Consider the following 17,174-nt stretch of genomic DNA (forward strand, 5'->3'; position numbering starts at 1 on the left):
GACGCGACAGATGTCACTGCGGGGGCAGCGTTTGGATGTCACCAGGCAGTGGTGGGGAAGGGGCCGTTGCCAGTATGCTGGCCGATCGGATTCCATAATGTTGCGGCCACGCCGTTGCCGGCAAATAGAATGAGCCGAAGATGCGATCGTAAACCGGTAGCATTGGCGCGTAGTTGCGGTTGACGTTGATCTCGCGCGAATGATGCCAATGGTGAAAGCGGGGCGACGAAATGACTTGTTCGATCCAGCCCAGTCGCCAGCGCAGATTGGCATGGATGAAAAAGCTCCAGACGGTGCCCCCCAATGTCAGCAGGAGCGGGCCGATATTGTCCGAAGCCGCGCCAGGACGCGCGAGGCCCAACACATAGACCGGCACCAGTCCGCACAGTCGCGTGAATATGATATCGATCGGATGCGCGCGGGTGTTGACCAACCAGTCGAGCGCATTCGGCTGGTGGTGGATGGAGTGGAAGTGCCATAGCCAGGCCCATTCATGCGACCAGCGATGCCCCCAATAGAATCCGCATTCGCCGATGGCGAAGATCGCGCCCAGCTTGGCCCACAGCGGCAGCATGTCGACCTGGCTATAATAGGCTTCTGGGATGATATTGACGGCTATTGCGGCTACGAACGCCAGCGGCACGCCGAGCAGAAATGCCGCAACGAGGCCATTGAGAAAATACAGGCCAAGATCCTCGAGGAGCCCGGGCCGCAAGATGGGCAACGGCCGCAATGCGAATAGCCGTTCGAGCGGCACGAAAATGGCGGCGAGGATGATCAGCCAGACGCTAAGGCGGGCGGTATATCCCAGGAATAATAGCAATTGATGCGACATCATGAGCCGGCTGGCGGGCTTTCCCCGGCTGGCGCGATCAATCTTGTGCCCGAAATTCTGGCGTGAGCCGCCAGCGGTGCCGGAGCACGCCTCAATCGATATCGGATCATCGGTCTAATTGGCCAGAGGGCCAATGGGCGACGGACTCAGGCGAGCCGCCGATCGAACCGTGCAAAGAGGTTGCCGGCCCCGCGGCCGCGCATAGCAGCACCGACGAAACCGAAGCCGAGCAACATCATCGCCCAGGTTGCCGGTTCAGGAACGGCTTCGCTCAACCGCACACCATCGAGCAGCGAGAATGGCGGCTGCCCGGCCGGCGTACCATGGGCGAGAAAGGCCAGGGTGTCCGACGTATTCTGCGCGGTGAAAATGAACTTCTCCTGGGTCCAGGGAACGAAGCCATGGTCGGCGTTGTTCACGACCGGCGTGAAAAAGGTTTCGTTGCCCAGCGAGACTTCCCAGGATTCGGTTGTGGTGCCATCGAACGTATGCTGCTGCGCAGCCGCCCAATAGAAGCTCACTTCATATTTCTTGCCGATCGTCAGGCCGTTGATCACCTGCTCGATAGGGTGGGCTTCGTAGTCGCCATCCGCACCGATGAAGTTGCCGCCTGTCGGGCTGATCGTCAGACCGTTATTCGATCCATTGCCCGGTCCCCAGAGCGAAAGCGTAGCACCGCTTTCCACGGCCGAGCCTGTCGTATCCGCCGTTCCCGGCGCAAATATGAAATTGAAGCCGGTCGTGTCCCAGCCCAGCACGACGTTATTGGGATTGAACGTCCCGAACGCATTCGAACCCGGCAGCGAGGTGATCTCGAAATCGCCATTCAGGACCAGATTGGCCGCCTGCGCGGCACCACCCGATACACAAGCGGCAACCGCGGCCAAACATGCCAAAATCATCCTGCGCATACGCTAAGTCCCCACACTATACCGGCTTACCTTTACAGGAACTTAAGTTTGAGCGCAATTGCGCCGCGAAAAACGGGGAATTTTGGTGCTTTAATGCACTAAGATATTGGTTTGGCACCGTAACGTCCGTGCCCTTCTCCGAATCGCCGCTGATTCTAGCGTTTCTGCGGCTTTTCGAGCGCCGAAAAAACGCCACGCATCGTGCGGACTTCCTGGGCGCTCCAGCGGGGCTTGGTGAGCAATGTGCGCAGCATGCGTTTCGTTACAGGCGTACGATCGGGCGGGAAGAAAAAGCCCGCGGTCTCCAGCATCGTGTCGATCTGATCGATCATGCCGTCCAGGTCGCGCTGGTCGGCCGGCGCATCGATCTCTACCCGGGGTGGCGATGCCAGCGACACGCCTTTTGACCATTCATAGGCGATCAGGATCACCGCCTGGGCGAGATTGAGGCTTTGAAAGGCGGGGTTGATTGGCACAGTGATGATCGTCCGCGCGACGGCGACGTCATCGGTTTCGAGTCCCGATCGCTCGGCGCCGAACAATATAGCCGAACGGCCCGATCCAGCCGAGCCGTGGATGGCAGTGGCAGCCTGTTCCGGCGTCAGGACCGGCTTGGTCACCCCGCGCTTGCGCACCGTGGTCGCATAGACATGTGCGCAGTCGGCGACGGCATCGGCTACGCTGTCAAAGATCCGGGCATTGTCGAGCACGCTATCGGCACCCGACGCCGCCGGATGGGCTTGCGGATTGGGCCAGCCGTCGCGCGGGGCGACGAGGCGCAATTCGGTCAGCCCAAAGTTGAGCATGGCGCGCGCGGCCTTGCCGATATTCTCGCCGAGCTGCGGGCGGACGAGAACGATGATCGGGGCGGTCTCTTGCATGCGCCTGTCGTCGACCGGGGCCGTCGCGCTCATTCGCGGCCTACTTCACTCACGCTGCCGGCGAAATCCTCGAAATCCTTGGCTTCGCGAAAGTCCTTATAGACGCTGGCGAAGCGGATATAGGCGACGCTGTCGAGCGCCTTGAGACCGTCCATCACCATTTCGCCGACCGTGGACGCCGGGACTTCGCTTTCGCCTGATGTTTCGATCTGCCGCTGGATCGCGGTGACCAGCCGCTCGATGCGGGTCTGCTCGACCGGGCGCTTGCGGCAGGCGATCGCGATCGATCGTTCGAGCTTGCCGCGATCGAAAGGCTCGCGGCGATTTTCGCTCTTCACCACCGTCAGTTCGCGCAACTGGATGCGCTCGAAGGTGGTGAAGCGCGCGCCGCAGCCCTCGCACTGCCGCCGCCTGCGGATCGAGGCGCCGTCCTCGGTAGGACGGCTATCCTTTACCTGGCTGTCTTCATGTCCGCAAAAGGGGCAGCGCATGCAGGCTTCTCAAAGCTCCGGATAGATCGGGAAGCGATCGCACAAAGCCTCGACGCGGGCTTTTACGTCCGCCTCGACGGCCGCATTTCCCTCGACCCCGTTCTTCGCCAGATTTTCGAGCACGTCGACGATCATATCGGCGATGTCGCGGAACTCGGCGGGGCCGAAGCCGCGTGTCGTGCCCGCAGGCGATCCGACGCGGATACCGCTGGTCCGCACCGGTGGCAGCGGATCGTTGGGAATGCCGTTCTTGTTGCAGGTAATGCCGGCGCGTTCGAGCGCCTCATCGGCATCGCGGCCGTTGACCCCGATCGGGCGCAGATCGACAAGCGCCAGATGCGTATCGGTGCCGCCGGAAACGAGATCGGCGCCGCGCTCCTTGAGGCGGGCTGCCAGCACCTTGGCGTTTTCGACCACGGCCGCTGCATAATGCTTGAACTCGGGGCGGAGCGCTTCGCCGAATGCGACCGCCTTGGCGGCGATCACATGCATCAGCGGGCCACCCTGGAGCCCCGGGAATACCGCCGAGTTGATCTTCTTCGCGATCGCCTCGTCATTGGTCATGATCATGCCGCCGCGCGGTCCGCGCAACGTCTTGTGCGTGGTCGTGGTGACGACATGCGCGTGACCGAACGGGGTCGGATGCACGCCACCGGCGACGAGGCCGGCGAAATGGGCCATGTCGACCATGAACAGGGCGCCGACCTCGTCCGCGATCTTGCGGAAGCGGGCGAAATCGATGTGGCGCGGATAGGCCGAACCGCCGGTGATGATCAGGGTCGGCTTATGCTCGCGAGCCAGCGCCTCGACCTGATCATAATCGATCAGGTGGGTTTCGGGATGCACGCCATATTGCACGGCATTATACCATTTGCCCGACATCGCTGCCTTGGCGCCATGGGTCAGGTGGCCGCCGGCATCGAGGCTGAGGCCCATGATCGTATCGCCGGGCTTGGTCAAAGCGAGCATCACCGCGCCGTTCGCCTGCGCGCCCGAATGCGGCTGGACGTTGGCAAAATCGCAGCCGAACAGCTGCTTCGCGCGATCGATCGCGAGCTGTTCGACCACGTCGGACGGGTGGCAGCCCTGATAATAACGCTTGCCGGGATAGCCCTCGGCATATTTGTTGGTGAACACAGAGCCTTGCGCTTCGAGCACGGCCTTGGAAACGATGTTCTCGGATGCGATCAGCTCGATCTGTTTCTTCTCACGGCTGATTTCCTGTTGCAGTCCGCCAAAGACGGCAGGATCGGCAGCGGCCAGGCCGCGCGTGAAGAAGCCGTCAGGCTGGACCTCGGCAAAAGTGGCGGCGGGTTTGGTGCTCATACGTGCTCCTTCGCAAAGCGAGGGTGGGACAATTTGGTGACGCGGCGCTCGTGGCGGCCTTTGGTGCCTTCGTCGCTGCCGCCGAACGGCGTCGACAGAAAGGCGGAAACACAGGCCTTGGCCTGCTCGATCCCGATCAGGCGGGCGCCCATCGCGATGACGTTCGCATCATTATGCTCGCGGGCAAGCTGCGCCGATAGCATCTCGGAAACAAGCGCGCAGCGGACGGCCGGATGCCGATTGACCGCGATCGAAATGCCGATGCCCGAGCCGCACAGCGCAATGCCCTTTTGCGCCTCGCCGATGGCAACGGCTTCCGCGAGCTTGTACCCATAATCGGGGTAGTCGACCGAGGCGCCGTCGGACGGGCCCAGATCCAGCACATCATGGCCCGACTGGCGGAGCCACTGGACGAGCGCCTGCTTTAGGTCGATGGCGGCGTGGTCGGATGCAATGGCGATGATATCGGCCATCTTCTTGGTCCTGCTGAGTCGGGTTTGCCCGCTCTCTAGGGGCTTGGGTTTCGATATGCCACCATCTTTGGTGTTTGTGGCATGAAGGTACAGCTTTTGCCGAAGCGCGTTCGACGTTTCGGCCAGTTCGGAGACGCATGAATGGCACGGCGGAACAGGGTTATGATCGCGGCGATGCTCGCACTGGCGGGGTGCGCGAAGGGCCAGCAGGCGATCTTGCCCGGCAATGACGATGCGGCCATCAATTTCTCGCGAGATGCCTCCGCGGGGGATGGCGATGTCATGGCCGATGTTCCCGAAAACGGGACCGCGCCATTGTCCACCGATGCCTGGTCCGGCAAGTGGATTGGTGTCGAAGGGCTGGTGCTCAATATCCAACCCGCCGGAGAGCGTGGTCGTTATGTGCTGAGCGTGACCCTGCTCGATGGCACGAAAAGCTATGATGGTGTCGCCGATGGCAACGTCATCCGCTTCACGCGCGATGGGCGGCCCGAAAGCATCCGCGCGGCAACCGGCGACGAGACCGGCCTCAAATGGCTGGCCGGTAAGCAGAATTGCCTGATGATCAAGCAGGGCGAGGGCTTTTGTCGGGAGCCGTAACCTTCTTCGATGCCAAAATTCGATTTCAAAGCAAGCGGCGGAGCGCGTCGCCATTTGCTATATGCCAGATGAACCGCACGATATGAAGTGCGAAAGGCTTTGGCATGATGGAGATGGTTGAAGATCCGCGTTGGGCGCTGGTGGTGGCACGCGATGCCTCGGCCGATGGGGCCTTCGTCTATTCGGTGGCGACCACCGGAGTTTATTGCCGACCGGCTTGTGCGGCGCGGACGCCGGCCCGGCGCAATGTGCGTTTTCACCCCGATCCCGCGGCGGCAGAACAAGCCGGGTTCCGCCCCTGCAAAAGATGCTGCCCCGATCAGCCGCCGCTCGCCGAGCGGCATGCCGCGCTCGTCGCGGCCGCCTGCCGGCGGATCGAACAGGCCGAAGAGGCGCTCTCGCTGGGCGAACTGGCTGACGGCGCGGGGCTTAGCCCGCACCATTTTCACCGGCTGTTCCGATCGATTACCGGACTGACGCCGAAGGGCTATGGCGATGCGCACCGGGCGAACCGCGTTCGCGACGCGCTGGCGGCCGGCGCCGGGGTGACCGAGGCACTGTATGACGCGGGCTATGGATCGAGCGGGCGCTTCTACGCCGCCGCGGACGCGACCCTGGGGATGTTGCCGAGCGCCTATCGCGCGGGTGGTGCCACGGTGCGGATCCGCTTCGGTATCGGATCGTCATCGCTGGGGCGTGTGCTGGCGGCGGCGAGCGAGCGCGGGATTTGCGCGATCCTGATCGGCGATGACGATGATATTCTGGCCGAGGATCTCCATCGCCGCTTTCCGCAGGCCGATGTGACGGCAGCCGATCCCGATTTCGCTGTCGTGCTCGATCAGGTGATCGCCATGGTCGAAACGCCGGCGCAGGGATTGTCGCTGCCGCTCGATATCCGCGGCACGGCGTTCCAGCAGCGCGTGTGGCAGGCTTTGCGCGCCATCCCGGCCGGCCAGACCATGAGCTATGCCGAACTGGCGAATCGCATCGGCCAGCCCGAGGCGGTGCGTGCGGTGGCCGGCGCCTGCGCCGCCAACCGGATCGCGGTGGCGATCCCGTGCCACCGGGTGCTGCGCAGCGACGGGGCTGTGTCCGGCTATCGCTGGGGCGTCGAGCGCAAGCGCGCGCTGCTGGCGCGTGAGGCTGGCTGAGAGACTATTCCCCCTTCGCCAGCGTGTCCCGCACGTCGACCAGCGCGCTGCGCAGCCCCTGCAACTGCGGGAGTTCGAGCCCGGTGGCTTTGAGCATCGCCATCGGGAAGTCGCGCGCAACCTTGCGCATGTCACGGCCCTTGTCGGTCAGCTTGACCCGCACCTGCCGTTCGTCGGCGGGATTGCGAACCCGATCGATCGCGCCGCTGGTTTCGAGCCGCTTCAGCAACGGGCTCAACGTACTATATTCGAGGCCGAGCCGCTCGCCGATCGCACCGATCGGCTGATCGTCGGCCTCCCACAGGATCAGCATCACCAGATATTGCGGATAGGTGATCCCCAGCCTGCCGAGCAACGGCTTGTAGGCGCGGCCCAGCGCGTGCGCGGTCGAATAGACCGCGAAGCAGAATTGATCGTCGAGGCGCAGATGATCGCTCATGCGTTGCATATAGAATGCCGGATGCATCGTGTGCGATGGAAAATATCGATCAGGTTGATCGAATTTAATCGCTCGATATTACATCGTGCACGATCTAAATGGGTTTCACCGACGCGAACGATGCGTCACCGGAACGATAAGGATCTGCACCATGGCCATTCTCTACACCACCGAAGCCACCGCCACCGGCGGCCGCACCGGCTCCGCCGCCACGAAGGACGGTGCCTTCGCCGTCACGCTGACCACGCCGAAGGAACTGGGCGGGCCCGGCGGCGCCGGCAACAATCCCGAGCAACTGTTTGCGGCCGGCTACTCGGCCTGCTTCCTCGGTGCGGTCAAATTCGTCGGCGCGCAGAAGAAGGTGAAAATTGCCGATGACAGCACCGTCACGGCCACGGTTGGGATCGGCCCGCGTGATGACGGCACGGGTTTCGGCCTTGATGTCGCGTTGGCGATCAGCCTGCCGGGCCTCGATCGCGAGACGGCGCTGGCGATCGTCGATCAGGCGCACATCGTCTGCCCGTACAGCCATGCCACCCGCAACGGCCTCGACGTCCGCCTGACCCTGCTCTGAGAGTCTGTTTTGAATGCGCGCAGGCGCGCATTCGGGCCGGTGCCGCACATGCGCCGGAGGCGCATTCAAACGATATGTCAACTTCGTCACGAAGCGAAATCCTGTGATGCGGCTCCTGCAATAGGTTCAGTCCTTTTGCGGGAGCCCTTCGTCATGCGAACCCTGATCGTCACTACTCTGCTGTTCGGCCTGGCCGGATGCGCCGCCGCGCCGGAGCGCCCCCGGCATGAGGGCTGGCATGGCGACCATCGCGGCGGCCCTGGCGGCCCTGACGGAGCTGGCGGCGAGGGGATACGCGGCGGCCTCTTCATCAGTCCGATGGGCGAGCCGTTTCGCGGCGAGGGCCGCGAGGCATTGATATCGCGCTGGTTCGCGGGGGCCGATGCCGATCATGATGGGCGGCTGACTCCGGCCGAATTCCGCGCCGACGCCATGCGCTTCTTCCACATGCTCGATACCGACGGCGATGGCGAAATCGGGCCCGACGAGATCGAGCATTATGAAAGTGTCATCGCCCCCGAAATCAGGACGGGAGGGATGGGGATTGGCGGCGGCGGTGGCGGTCGTCCCGGCGGTGGCGGTCACCCCGGTGGCGGCGGGCGCGGCCATGGCGGCGGCATGGGCGGCGGCCGAATGGGCGGCGATGGTGATGGCGAAGCTGAAGGCGGATCCGGTGGCACGCCGAACCGCGCGGTGGCCGAAATGCCGCGCGGCGCGGGACGTTTCGGCTTTTTCGACATCCCCGAACCCGTGGTCAGTGCCGATAGCAATCTGGACCGCGGCATCAGCGCGCCGGAATTCGAAGCCGCCGCCCGCCAGCGATTTGCGATGCTCGACGTTAATCATGACGGGGTGATCACGCGCGATGAATTACCGAAGCGATTGGGCGGCCGATAGGGCTTAGGCGCGCAATCAGCCTGCGGCGAGCCGCGTCCGGTAGCGCAACGGGCTTTCCCCCATCCATTGCCGGAAGGCGCGCGTGAACGAGCGCGTCTCGGCATAGCCGAGGTCGGCCGCGATCCTGTCTATCGTGGCGCCACGCCGGATGAGGCGCGCTATGGCCATGTCGCGGCGGATATTCTCGACGATCGCGCTCAAGCTGGTGCCTTCGGCGCGCAGCCGGCGCGCGAGCAACACGGGCGATATGTTCAGGCGTTCGGCGATCTGCTCGCGCGTCGCGGGTTCGAAGCCTGCCCCCGCTGTCGGCGTCAGCAGGCGGCGGACCCGTCGTGCCATGCTGTGATCGCTCGCCGGGATGGTCATGAAGTCGAGCGGCGCGGTCGCCACCATCTCGCGCCGATCGCTGGCGGTACGGATGATGGCACCCATCAACGGCGCCCGATCGAAATGCAGCCGGCAGCCCGATGCGCGAAAGCGATGCCGCGTCGGGAACAGATATTTGAATTCCTCATAATATTCGTCGGGCCGGGCATAATCGAATTCGGCCAGTTCCAGCGCTATCGTTTCGCCCGCCAGCCAGCAGGCGAAACGATGCCAGATGATCATCCAGAATTCGGTGAAATAGTGATCGGGGTCGGCCGCCGGATCGTGCGCAGCGACGTGCAGCACGACGTGATCGTCGCTGATGTCGAGGCGCGTCGCCATGCCGGTGTCGAGCAGGTCATAAAAGGCAATGCCCTTGGCGAGCGCGGCCAGCACAGTGTCCGCCTGGATGGCGAGTTCGGTCATCATCGCGAACGCGCCCGATTTCACCCGGCGCCGGGTGCAGCCCATATGCTCGTCGTCGAGCGTGGCCTGGATCGTGCGAACCAGCAGGCTCATGGCCTCCACGCTGCCGCGCCAGTCGGGCCGGTCGGCCGCATCGGGATCGATGCCCGCAGCGTGCAGGAGCATATCGCGATCGACGCCGGCACGTTCGGCGCCGCGCGTACAGACCTGGAAATAATGCGCGCCGATCGTTGCCAAGGCCCGTCCTGATCTGTGCGTTTTCAGGTCTGATATAGACCTGTCCACCGCCGGTCACGAGGCGTATTTTCGCGGCACGAACAGGAGAGAGCGATGAACGCGACTATCGTGCAAATGCCGCCGGTTGAAACCGCCGCTGCCATATGGGCCCGCTTCAGGCCGATTGTCACCGGTGACGATTATGTCGAAAGCCTGCGCGCGCGCGACGTGACGGTCTATCTGTTCGGGGAGGTCGTGGCGGAGCCGGTCGATCATCCGATCATCCGCCCGTCGATCAATGCGCTCAAGATGACCTATGATCTCGCGATCGAGGATCCCGATCTGGCGACGACATGGTCGCCGTTGATCGGGGCGCAGGTCAATCGCTTCCTGCACATCGCCGGTTCGGCGGATGATCTGGTGATGAAGAACCGGATGCAGCGCCGGCTGGGCCAGTTGACCGGCACCTGTTTCCAGCGCTGCGCCGGGCTCGACACCATCAGCGTGCTGCATTCGATCACCTATGACATCGATGCCAGCCACGGGACGTCCTATCACGCGCGCTACCTCGAATTCATGCGGCATGCCCAGCGCAACAACGTGATCATCGGTGCCGGCATGACCGATCCCAAGGGCGATCGATCGAAGCGGCCAAGCGAACAAGCCGATCCCGACCTGTTCATGCATGTCACGCGCCGCACCGAGCACGGTCTCTATGTCAAAGGTGCCAAGGCGCACATGACGGGCGGGCTGAACTCGCACTGGATCTGCGTCATGCCGACGATGAATATGGGCCCGAACGATCGCGATTATGCGGTGGTGGGCATGGTGCCTGGCGACGCCCCGGGCCTGACCTACATCTATGGCCGCCAGTCATGCGACACGCGGGCGATGGAAAAGGGCGATATCGACAAGGGCAATGCCCGGTTCGGCGGACAGGAAACGCTCGTCGTGTTCGACGATGTGTTCATCCCGTGGGAGCACGTGTTCATGGACGGCGAATATGAATTCGCGCAGGACATGGTTGCGCGCTTCACCGCCTATCACCGGGCGAGCTATGTCTGCAAAACCGGCCTGGGCGACGTGATGGTCGGCGCCGCGGCCGCGATCGCCCACTATAATGGCGCGGATCAGGCCAGCCACGTCAAGGACAAGCTCGTCGAGATGACGCATCTGAACGAGACGATCTATTCATCGGCGATCGCGTCCAGCCATGAAGCGAAACCGTTGCCGTCGGGGATCTTCATGAACGATGCGATGCTCGCGAATGTCTGCAAGCACAATGTCACGCGATTTCCCTATGAGATCAGCCGGCTCGCGCAGGATCTGGCCGGCGGCCTGATGGTGACATTGCCGTCGCAGGCCGATTTCGAGAATGAGGTGACCGGCCCGATCCTCCAAAAATATCTCCAGGGGCGTTCGAACGTCCCGGTCGAACATCGCCAGCGGATGTTGCGGTTGATCGAGAATATGACGCTGGGGCGTAATGCGGTCGGCTATCTCACCGAATCGCTGCATGGCGCGGGCAGCCCGCAGGCGCAGCGCATCCAGATTTTGCGCGGCATGGAGGTCGAGCGGAAGAAGGGATATGCGGAGGCGCTGGCGGGAATAGAACGGGAGGGCAGCGATTGACTCCCCCCGGGGGAAAGGGTGTATAAGAACAAAACAGGAACATATGGATGAGTCGCACGCCATAATCGCCGCCCTGCGGCAGCGCATCGGCGCGATCGAAGGGGTGAAGCCGCACGGCCTGACCGATCGATTCGCGATCGGCGATGCCCGGCTCGATGCGCACCTCGGCGGCGGGTTGCTGCGCGGACGGCTGCACGAGCTGTTCGCGGCGGAACCGGATGATGCGGCGAGTGCGGCGGGCTTTGCGCTGATGCTGGCGATGCGGGTGGGCGATGGCCCGATTGTGTGGCTGCGCGAGGAACGGGCCGAGCGGCGGCAGGGGCAGCTCCACGGGCCGGGGCTGATCGAGCTCGGGATCGATCCCGGGCGGATCATCTCGTGCCTCGTGCCCGACGAGACGGCACTGCTGCGGGCTGCAGGCGATGTCGTGCGCTGTGCCGAGGTGGCGATGCTGATCGTCGAGCCGTGGAAGGCGGCGCGGGCGCTCGATCTCACCGCGAGCCGGCGGCTGGCGGTCGCGGCCGAAAAATCGGGCGTCACCACCTTGCTGCTGCGGGTGGATGCCGATCCGCAGCCAAGCGCGGCGCAAACCCGGTGGGAAATACGCGCCGTCGCCTCGACCGCGCTGGAGGCGGATGCCCCGGGGCCGCCCGCCATCGACCTCAGCCTGTTGCGGCATCGCGGGGGGCTGGCGGGGGTGCGCTATCGATTGGAATGGGATCGTGACACACGCAGCTTCCGAGACTCGCCGCTATCTGGCGCTCTGGTTTCCGTTCCTGCCGGCGGATCGCTGGCGGCGGGAGAGGGGAAGCGGGTGGCGTAATTCCCCCTCGCCCCCTTTAGGGGGAGAGGGACGGGGAGAGGGGGCAGAGCGGGAGACTTTGCTGCGCCCTTATTCCCACGTGGCCCCCCTCTCCCAACCCTCTCCCCCTAAAGGGGGCGAGGGCTTTAGCGCCCCCTTCGCCTTCGTCGAAAAACAAAAGGGCGCGATGCGGCTCGTCGCTGTCGACCCTCATGCTCTCGCCCTCGGTATCGTACCCGGTCTGAGCCTTGCCGACGCCCGCGCCCGTGTGCCGGAACTGGAAGCGATCGATTACGACCCGCAAGCGGACAAAACCTGGTTGGAGCGCATCGCCGACGGCTGTGATCGCTATACGCCGATGGTGGCGATCGATCCGCCCGATGGGCTGTTGCTCGATATCAGCGGCTGCGCGCATCTGTTCGGCGGCGAACAGGCGCTGGTCGATGATATCCAGACCCGGCTGGACCGGCTGGGCATGACGGTGCGCATCGCCTGCGCGGCCACGCCCGATGCGGCGCATGCGCTTGCCCGTCATGGCGGCAAGGAAGACGGGATCGGGGCGCTGCCGGTATCGGCCTTGCGATTGTCGTCGGAGGAGACAGTCGCGCTGCGGCGCGCGGGCCTCAAGCGGATCGGCGATCTGACCGCGCGCGCATCCGCGCCGCTGGCCGCGCGCTTCGGCGAATCGGCACCCGAATTGCTCGCGCGGCTGGCGGGCGGGCGCGATATCCGCATCACGCCACGCCGGCCCGAACCCGCGCTCGTCGTCGAACGGCGTTTCGCCGAGCCGATCGGCCATGTCGATGCGGCGCTTGCCGCGATCGAGTATCTGGCACGGCAGGCGGCGCAGCGGATGCAGCAAGCCTGGCGCGGCGGGCGCCGGTTCGAGGTGCTTTTGTTTCGCACCGACGGGCTGGTGCGGCGGCTACGGATCGAGACCAGCCTGCCCAATCGCGATGTACCGTTGCTGATGCGCCTGTTCCGCGAGCGGATCGAGGCGCTCGACGATCCGATCGATCCGGGCTTCGGCTTCGATCTGGTGCGGCTGGCGGTGCCTGTGTTCGAAGACCTCGCGCCGGTGCAATTGCCGCTGGACGGCGGATCGATCGCCGAGGGGGAAATGGCGGCGCTGATCGATCGGCTGTCGACCCGGCTTGGCCGCGGGCGGGTGCGGCGGCTGGCGGCGCGCGACACCCATTGTCCCGAACAGGCGGTGCTGGCCTTCCCGGCGGTGGAGGCGGCCCCTGACACGCACTGGCCGGCGCCCGAACCCGGCGAGCCGCCGCTCCGTCCAATCCATCTGTTCGATCCGCCGCAGCGGATCGAGGTGATGGCGCAGGTGCCCGATGGGCCGCCCTTGCGCTTTCGCTGGCGCCACGTCCTGCACGAGGTGGCGCGACATGAGGGCCCCGAGCGGATCGGCGCGCTCTGGTGGCGCCGCGCCGACAATAAGGGTCTGACGCGCGATTATTATCGGATCGAGGATCTGGCCGGCCACCGCTTCTGGATCTTCCGGCACGGGCTTTATGGCGCCGAAGCCATCAATCCCGACTGGTACATGCACGGCCTGTTCGCATGACCGCTTTTGCCGGGTTCGCCTTTGCCGAACTGGTCGCGGCCAGCAACTATTCGTTCCTGCGCGGCGCCTCGCATCCGGCCGATATGGTCGCGGCGGCGATTGCGGCTGGCCACAGGGGTATCGGCATCGCCGATCGCAACACCGTGGCCGGGGTGGTGCGTGCGCATGTCGCGCTGAAGGAGGCGCAGGAGAAAGCAAGCGAACCGATCCCGTTCCGGCTGATCGTCGGCGCGCGGCTGGTCTTCGCCGACGGCACGCCGGATATCGTCGCTTATCCGGCGACGCGCTTCGGCTGGGGACGGCTGACGCGGCTGCTGAGCGTTGGGAATTTGCGGACGAAGAAGGGCGATTGCGAGCTGCGGTTTGACGATCTGCTGGAGCATATCGAGGATCTGCTGCTGATCGTGATGCCGGATGTGAGTGAGGGATTCGTCCGTCATCCCGTCTCATATCGTCATCCCGGCGAAGACGGTGCTTCTCTCTCTCCTGCGCCCGTATCCATGGGTCCCGGCTTTCGCCGGGATGACGAGGGGGGGAGTGGCCCCCGCCTCATCGTCGACAACACCCTTTCCCGTCATCCCCGCGACGATTTTGGGGAGAGACTCGCCAAACTCACCGAAGCTGCCCCCAACCGCGTCTGGCTCGGCGCCACGATGGCGCGGAGCGGGCGCGACCGGCGGCGGCTGGCACGGCTTGCCCGGATGGCCGAGGCGGCGGGCGTGCCGATGATCGCCACCAACGACGCGCTGTATGCCACGCCCGAGCAGCGCCCGCTCCACGACATCGTCACCTGCATCCGTGAAGGCGTGACGATCGCCGAGGCCGGGCGCCGGCTGGAGGCCAATGCCGAGCGCCACGTGAAGAGCGGGGCCGAGATGGCGCGGCTGTTCGCCGATCATCCCGAAGCCATCGCCGAGACTGTGGCGTTCCTCGATCGGATCGGCTTCACGCTCGATCAGCTCCGCTACGAATATCCCCATGAGCCTGTGCCCGATGGCTGGACCCCGCAGGCGTGGCTCGAGCATCTGGTTGAGGAGGGCATAAAAGAGCGCTATCCGGCCGGTGAGCCTGACGGGTTGCGCCGCATCCTCGACGAGGAACTGCACCTCGTCCGGAAGGTCAAATACGCTTATTATTTTCTGACCGTCCATGACATCGTCCGCTTCGCCCGCAGCAAGGACATCCTTTGTCAGGGGCGCGGATCGGCGGCCAATTCGATCATCTGCTATCTGCTGAACATCACCGCGGTCGATCCGCTGCATCACAAGTTGCTCTTCTCGCGCTTCATCTCCGAGGATCGCCGCGAGCCGCCCGATATCGATGTCGATTTTGAACATGAGCGGCGCGAGGAGGTGATGCAATATATCTATGAACGCTATGGCCGTGAGCGCGCGGGCATCGCTGCCACCGTGATCCATTATCGCCCGCGCAGTGCGGTGCGCGAAGTGGGCAAGGTGCTGGGGCTGAGCGAGGATGTGACGGCGCGGATCAGCTCGACCGTCTGGGGCAGCTATGCATCGCACATGGAGGAGGGCCGCTTCCACGAGAGCGGCTTCGATCCCGCCAATCCCGATATCGCCCGGCTGGGCATGCTGGTCGCGCAACTGCTCGAATTTCCGCGCCATCTGTCGCAGCATGTCGGCGGCTTCGTGCTGACCGAGGACCGGCTCGACGAGACCGTGCCGATCCACAATGCGGCGATGGAGGATCGCACCTTCATCGAATGGGACAAGGACGATATCGATGCGCTCGGCCTGATGAAGGTCGATATACTGGCGCTCGGCATGCTCACCTGCATTCGCAAGGCGTTCGACCTGATCGATACGCATCTCGGCATCCGCTACGACCTCGCGAACGTGCCGGGCGAAGACAGGGCGGTCTATGACATGCTCTGCAAAGGCGACAGCATTGGCGTGTTCCAGGTCGAAAGCCGCGCGCAGATCAACATGCTGCCCCGCCTGAAACCGCGCACCTTCTACGATCTCGTCATCCAGGTGGCGATCGTGCGGCCGGGGCCGATCCAGGGCGGTATGGTTCATCCCTATCTGCGCCGGCGGCAGGGGATCGAGGCGGTCTGTTTTCCGTCGCCATCGCCCGCATGCGGGCCGGCGGACGAACTGGTGGGCGTGCTGGGCAAGACCCTGGGCGTGCCCTTGTTTCAGGAGCAGGCGATGAAGCTGGCGATCGTGGCCGCTGGCTTCACGCCGGCGGATGCGAACCGGCTGCGCCGGGCGATGGCGACCTTTCGTAACGTCGGCACGATGCCGCAATTCGAGGCGCAGATGGTCGGCGGGATGGTCGGGCGCGGCTATGATCCCGATTTCGCGCGGCGCTGTTTCGATCAGATCAAGGGTTTCGGCAGCTATGGCTTTCCCGAAAGCCACGCCTTGTCGTTCGCGCGGCTCGTTTATGTGTCGTCTTACCTCAAGCAATATTATCCGGCGGTGTTCGCCTGCGCCTTGCTCAATTCGCAGCCGATGGGTTTCTATGCGCCGGCGCAGATCGTCCGTGACGCCCGCGAACATGGGGTGGAGGTGCTGCCGGCCGATGTGAATGCGAGCGGGTGGGATAATTCACTGGAGTGGAAGGGCGATGTGCTCGCGCTGCGCATAGGCTTGCGCCAGATCGATGGATTCCGGGAGGAGTGGGCCGACGCCATTAAGCCCTCGCCCCCTTTAGGGGGAGAGGGTTGGGAGAGGGGGAAGTCGGGCGAATCGGAGCGCGCGCTTGCCTCCAGCACTGCCCCCTCTCCCCGACCCTCTCCCCCTAAAGGGGGCGAGGGAGGATTCTGTACCATCGAATCGCTCGCCCGCCGCGCCAATCTCCCGCCGCGCGCGTTGCGGCTGCTGGCCGATGCCGATGCGTTTCGCTCCATCGGGCTCGATCGGCGCCAGGCGCTGTGGGAGGTACGGCGCACGCCGACCGGTGCGCTGCCCTTGTTCGCGGCGGCGCGCGCGCGCGAACTGGGCGAGGAGCCCGATGCCGCTTTGCCCGCGATGCCGCTCTCCGAACATGTCGCCGCCGATTATCAGACGACCCGGCTGTCGCTGAAGGATCATCCGATGGCCTTCCTGCGCAGCCTGTTCCGCAGCGAGAATGTGGCCAGTTGCAGGGAGGTGTCGGAGGCGCACAACGGGCGCCGCATCCGCGTGGCCGGGATCGTGCTCGTCCGCCAGCGACCGGGCGAGGGCAAGGCGATCTTCATCACGCTGGAGGATGAGACCGGCATCACCAACGTCCTGTTATGGGCGCGGCTGTTCAGGATACAGCGGCGCGAGGTGATGGCGGCGCGGCTGATGGAGGTGGAGGGCGAAGTCCAGCGCAGCCCCGAGGGCGTCGTCCATCTGATGGGCGTGCGCGTCCATGATCGCACCGCCGAACTCGATCGCCTGTCGGAGGATCACCAGCCGACGATCGCCTTGTCGCGCGCCGACGTCTTCGAACATCCGCAGCCGCCGCGCGATCATGTTCCCCGCGGCAGCCATCCGCGCGACGTGCGGATTTTGCCCAGGTCGCGCGATTTCCATTAGCGCTTTTCCGTAGGATCGCGGCAGCCGAACGGATATCATTGCAGT

At 64.5% G+C, this 17,174-nt stretch carries 16 protein-coding genes; 8 read left to right on the forward strand and 8 right to left on the reverse strand.

Annotation, left to right across the window (positions count from 1 at the left end):
* Nucleotides 1-13 precede the first annotated feature (13 nt).
* The 6 genes from BLS13_RS13995 to BLS13_RS14020 form a co-directional block, all read right to left on the reverse strand.
* Nucleotides 14-838, reverse strand: a complete 825-nt coding sequence (locus BLS13_RS13995; RefSeq protein WP_218123293.1) for a sterol desaturase family protein — start codon at nt 836-838, stop codon at nt 14-16.
* A gap of 143 nt (nt 839-981) precedes the next feature.
* Nucleotides 982-1,746 (reverse strand): PEPxxWA-CTERM sorting domain-containing protein, encoded by a 765-nt coding sequence (locus BLS13_RS14000; RefSeq protein WP_093452994.1) that lies wholly within the window; start codon nt 1,744-1,746, stop codon nt 982-984.
* A 155-nt stretch (nt 1,747-1,901) separates the two neighbouring features.
* On the reverse strand, nt 1,902-2,627 hold the full coding sequence (locus BLS13_RS14005; RefSeq protein WP_093453090.1) for an RNA methyltransferase: 726 nt from the start codon (nt 2,625-2,627) through the stop codon (nt 1,902-1,904).
* A gap of 29 nt (nt 2,628-2,656) precedes the next feature.
* The gene (gene nrdR / locus BLS13_RS14010) at nt 2,657-3,118 is read right to left on the reverse strand and encodes a transcriptional regulator NrdR (protein ID WP_037526700.1); all 462 of its coding nucleotides are present in this window, start codon (nt 3,116-3,118) and stop codon (nt 2,657-2,659) included.
* A 9-nt stretch (nt 3,119-3,127) separates the two neighbouring features.
* Nucleotides 3,128-4,444, reverse strand: coding sequence for a serine hydroxymethyltransferase (glyA, locus tag BLS13_RS14015; protein WP_093452996.1), 1,317 nt, complete (start codon nt 4,442-4,444; stop codon nt 3,128-3,130).
* Nucleotides 4,441-4,917, reverse strand: a complete 477-nt coding sequence (locus tag BLS13_RS14020; protein ID WP_093452997.1) for an RpiB/LacA/LacB family sugar-phosphate isomerase — start codon at nt 4,915-4,917, stop codon at nt 4,441-4,443. Before BLS13_RS14020 ends, glyA begins: the two co-directional genes overlap by 4 nt.
* A gap of 141 nt (nt 4,918-5,058) precedes the next feature.
* Between BLS13_RS14020 and BLS13_RS14025 the strand changes: the two genes are divergently transcribed.
* Together BLS13_RS14025 and ada are read left to right on the forward strand one after the other, a co-directional pair.
* Entirely contained in the window at nt 5,059-5,517 is a 459-nt protein-coding gene (locus BLS13_RS14025; protein ID WP_143011960.1) for a hypothetical protein, read from the forward strand.
* A 104-nt stretch (nt 5,518-5,621) separates the two neighbouring features.
* Nucleotides 5,622-6,668 carry a bifunctional DNA-binding transcriptional regulator/O6-methylguanine-DNA methyltransferase Ada gene (ada, locus tag BLS13_RS14030; RefSeq protein ID WP_093453000.1) on the forward strand — a complete coding sequence of 349 codons (1,047 nt, stop codon included), beginning with the start codon at nt 5,622-5,624 and terminating at the stop codon, nt 6,666-6,668.
* A gap of 4 nt (nt 6,669-6,672) precedes the next feature.
* Here the strand turns inward: ada and BLS13_RS14035 are convergent, their stop codons facing one another.
* On the reverse strand, nt 6,673-7,116 hold the full coding sequence (locus BLS13_RS14035) for a MarR family winged helix-turn-helix transcriptional regulator (protein ID WP_371128207.1): 444 nt from the start codon (nt 7,114-7,116) through the stop codon (nt 6,673-6,675).
* Nucleotides 7,117-7,258: 142 nt separating this feature from the next.
* Here BLS13_RS14035 and BLS13_RS14040 point away from each other — a divergent pair, with 142 nt between their 5' ends.
* Nucleotides 7,259-7,681: an organic hydroperoxide resistance protein gene (locus BLS13_RS14040; RefSeq protein WP_093453002.1), complete on the forward strand. Its 423-nt coding sequence runs from the start codon at nt 7,259-7,261 to the stop codon at nt 7,679-7,681.
* Between the two features lie 153 nt (nt 7,682-7,834).
* The gene (locus BLS13_RS21180; RefSeq protein WP_093453004.1) at nt 7,835-8,578 is read left to right on the forward strand and encodes an EF-hand domain-containing protein; all 744 of its coding nucleotides are present in this window, start codon (nt 7,835-7,837) and stop codon (nt 8,576-8,578) included.
* A gap of 15 nt (nt 8,579-8,593) precedes the next feature.
* Here BLS13_RS21180 and BLS13_RS14050 read toward each other — a convergent pair whose 3' ends face one another.
* Nucleotides 8,594-9,607 carry an AraC family transcriptional regulator gene (locus tag BLS13_RS14050; protein ID WP_093453006.1) on the reverse strand — a complete coding sequence of 338 codons (1,014 nt, stop codon included), beginning with the start codon at nt 9,605-9,607 and terminating at the stop codon, nt 8,594-8,596.
* A gap of 93 nt (nt 9,608-9,700) precedes the next feature.
* Here BLS13_RS14050 and BLS13_RS14055 point away from each other — a divergent pair, with 93 nt between their 5' ends.
* The 4 genes from BLS13_RS14055 to BLS13_RS14070 are packed head-to-tail and all read left to right on the forward strand — an operon-like array spanning nt 9,701 to nt 17,129.
* Nucleotides 9,701-11,218 carry a 4-hydroxyphenylacetate 3-hydroxylase family protein gene (locus BLS13_RS14055; protein ID WP_305367252.1) on the forward strand — a complete coding sequence of 506 codons (1,518 nt, stop codon included), beginning with the start codon at nt 9,701-9,703 and terminating at the stop codon, nt 11,216-11,218.
* A 43-nt stretch (nt 11,219-11,261) separates the two neighbouring features.
* Entirely contained in the window at nt 11,262-12,041 is a 780-nt protein-coding gene (locus BLS13_RS14060; protein ID WP_093453008.1) for an ImuA family protein, read from the forward strand.
* Nucleotides 11,941-13,599, forward strand: a complete 1,659-nt coding sequence (locus tag BLS13_RS14065) for a Y-family DNA polymerase (protein ID WP_371128208.1) — start codon at nt 11,941-11,943, stop codon at nt 13,597-13,599. The genes BLS13_RS14060 and BLS13_RS14065 overlap by 101 nt, the downstream gene beginning before the upstream one ends.
* On the forward strand, nt 13,596-17,129 hold the full coding sequence (locus BLS13_RS14070) for an error-prone DNA polymerase (RefSeq protein WP_093453012.1): 3,534 nt from the start codon (nt 13,596-13,598) through the stop codon (nt 17,127-17,129). The genes BLS13_RS14065 and BLS13_RS14070 overlap by 4 nt, the downstream gene beginning before the upstream one ends.
* Nucleotides 17,130-17,174: the final 45 nt, after the last annotated feature.

The organism is Sphingomonas sp. YR710, assembly GCF_900101455.1.
Classification (GTDB): domain Bacteria; phylum Pseudomonadota; class Alphaproteobacteria; order Sphingomonadales; family Sphingomonadaceae; genus Rhizorhabdus.

Coding starts and splice junctions, on each gene's coding strand:
- BLS13_RS14070 (WP_093453012.1), top strand. CDS start 13,596: ATGACCGCTTTTGCCGGGTTCGCCTTTGCCGAACTGGTCGCGGCCAGC.
- BLS13_RS14035 (WP_371128207.1), bottom strand. CDS start 7,116: ATGCAACGCATGAGCGATCATCTGCGCCTCGACGATCAATTCTGCTTC.
- glyA (WP_093452996.1), bottom strand. CDS start 4,444: ATGAGCACCAAACCCGCCGCCACTTTTGCCGAGGTCCAGCCTGACGGC.
- BLS13_RS14060 (WP_093453008.1), top strand. CDS start 11,262: ATGGATGAGTCGCACGCCATAATCGCCGCCCTGCGGCAGCGCATCGGC.
- BLS13_RS14005 (WP_093453090.1), bottom strand. CDS start 2,627: ATGCAAGAGACCGCCCCGATCATCGTTCTCGTCCGCCCGCAGCTCGGC.
- BLS13_RS21180 (WP_093453004.1), top strand. CDS start 7,835: ATGCGAACCCTGATCGTCACTACTCTGCTGTTCGGCCTGGCCGGATGC.
- BLS13_RS13995 (WP_218123293.1), bottom strand. CDS start 838: ATGATGTCGCATCAATTGCTATTATTCCTGGGATATACCGCCCGCCTT.
- BLS13_RS14040 (WP_093453002.1), top strand. CDS start 7,259: ATGGCCATTCTCTACACCACCGAAGCCACCGCCACCGGCGGCCGCACC.
- BLS13_RS14000 (WP_093452994.1), bottom strand. CDS start 1,746: ATGCGCAGGATGATTTTGGCATGTTTGGCCGCGGTTGCCGCTTGTGTA.
- ada (WP_093453000.1), top strand. CDS start 5,622: ATGATGGAGATGGTTGAAGATCCGCGTTGGGCGCTGGTGGTGGCACGC.
- BLS13_RS14055 (WP_305367252.1), top strand. CDS start 9,701: ATGAACGCGACTATCGTGCAAATGCCGCCGGTTGAAACCGCCGCTGCC.
- BLS13_RS14020 (WP_093452997.1), bottom strand. CDS start 4,917: ATGGCCGATATCATCGCCATTGCATCCGACCACGCCGCCATCGACCTA.
- nrdR (WP_037526700.1), bottom strand. CDS start 3,118: ATGCGCTGCCCCTTTTGCGGACATGAAGACAGCCAGGTAAAGGATAGC.
- BLS13_RS14025 (WP_143011960.1), top strand. CDS start 5,059: ATGGCACGGCGGAACAGGGTTATGATCGCGGCGATGCTCGCACTGGCG.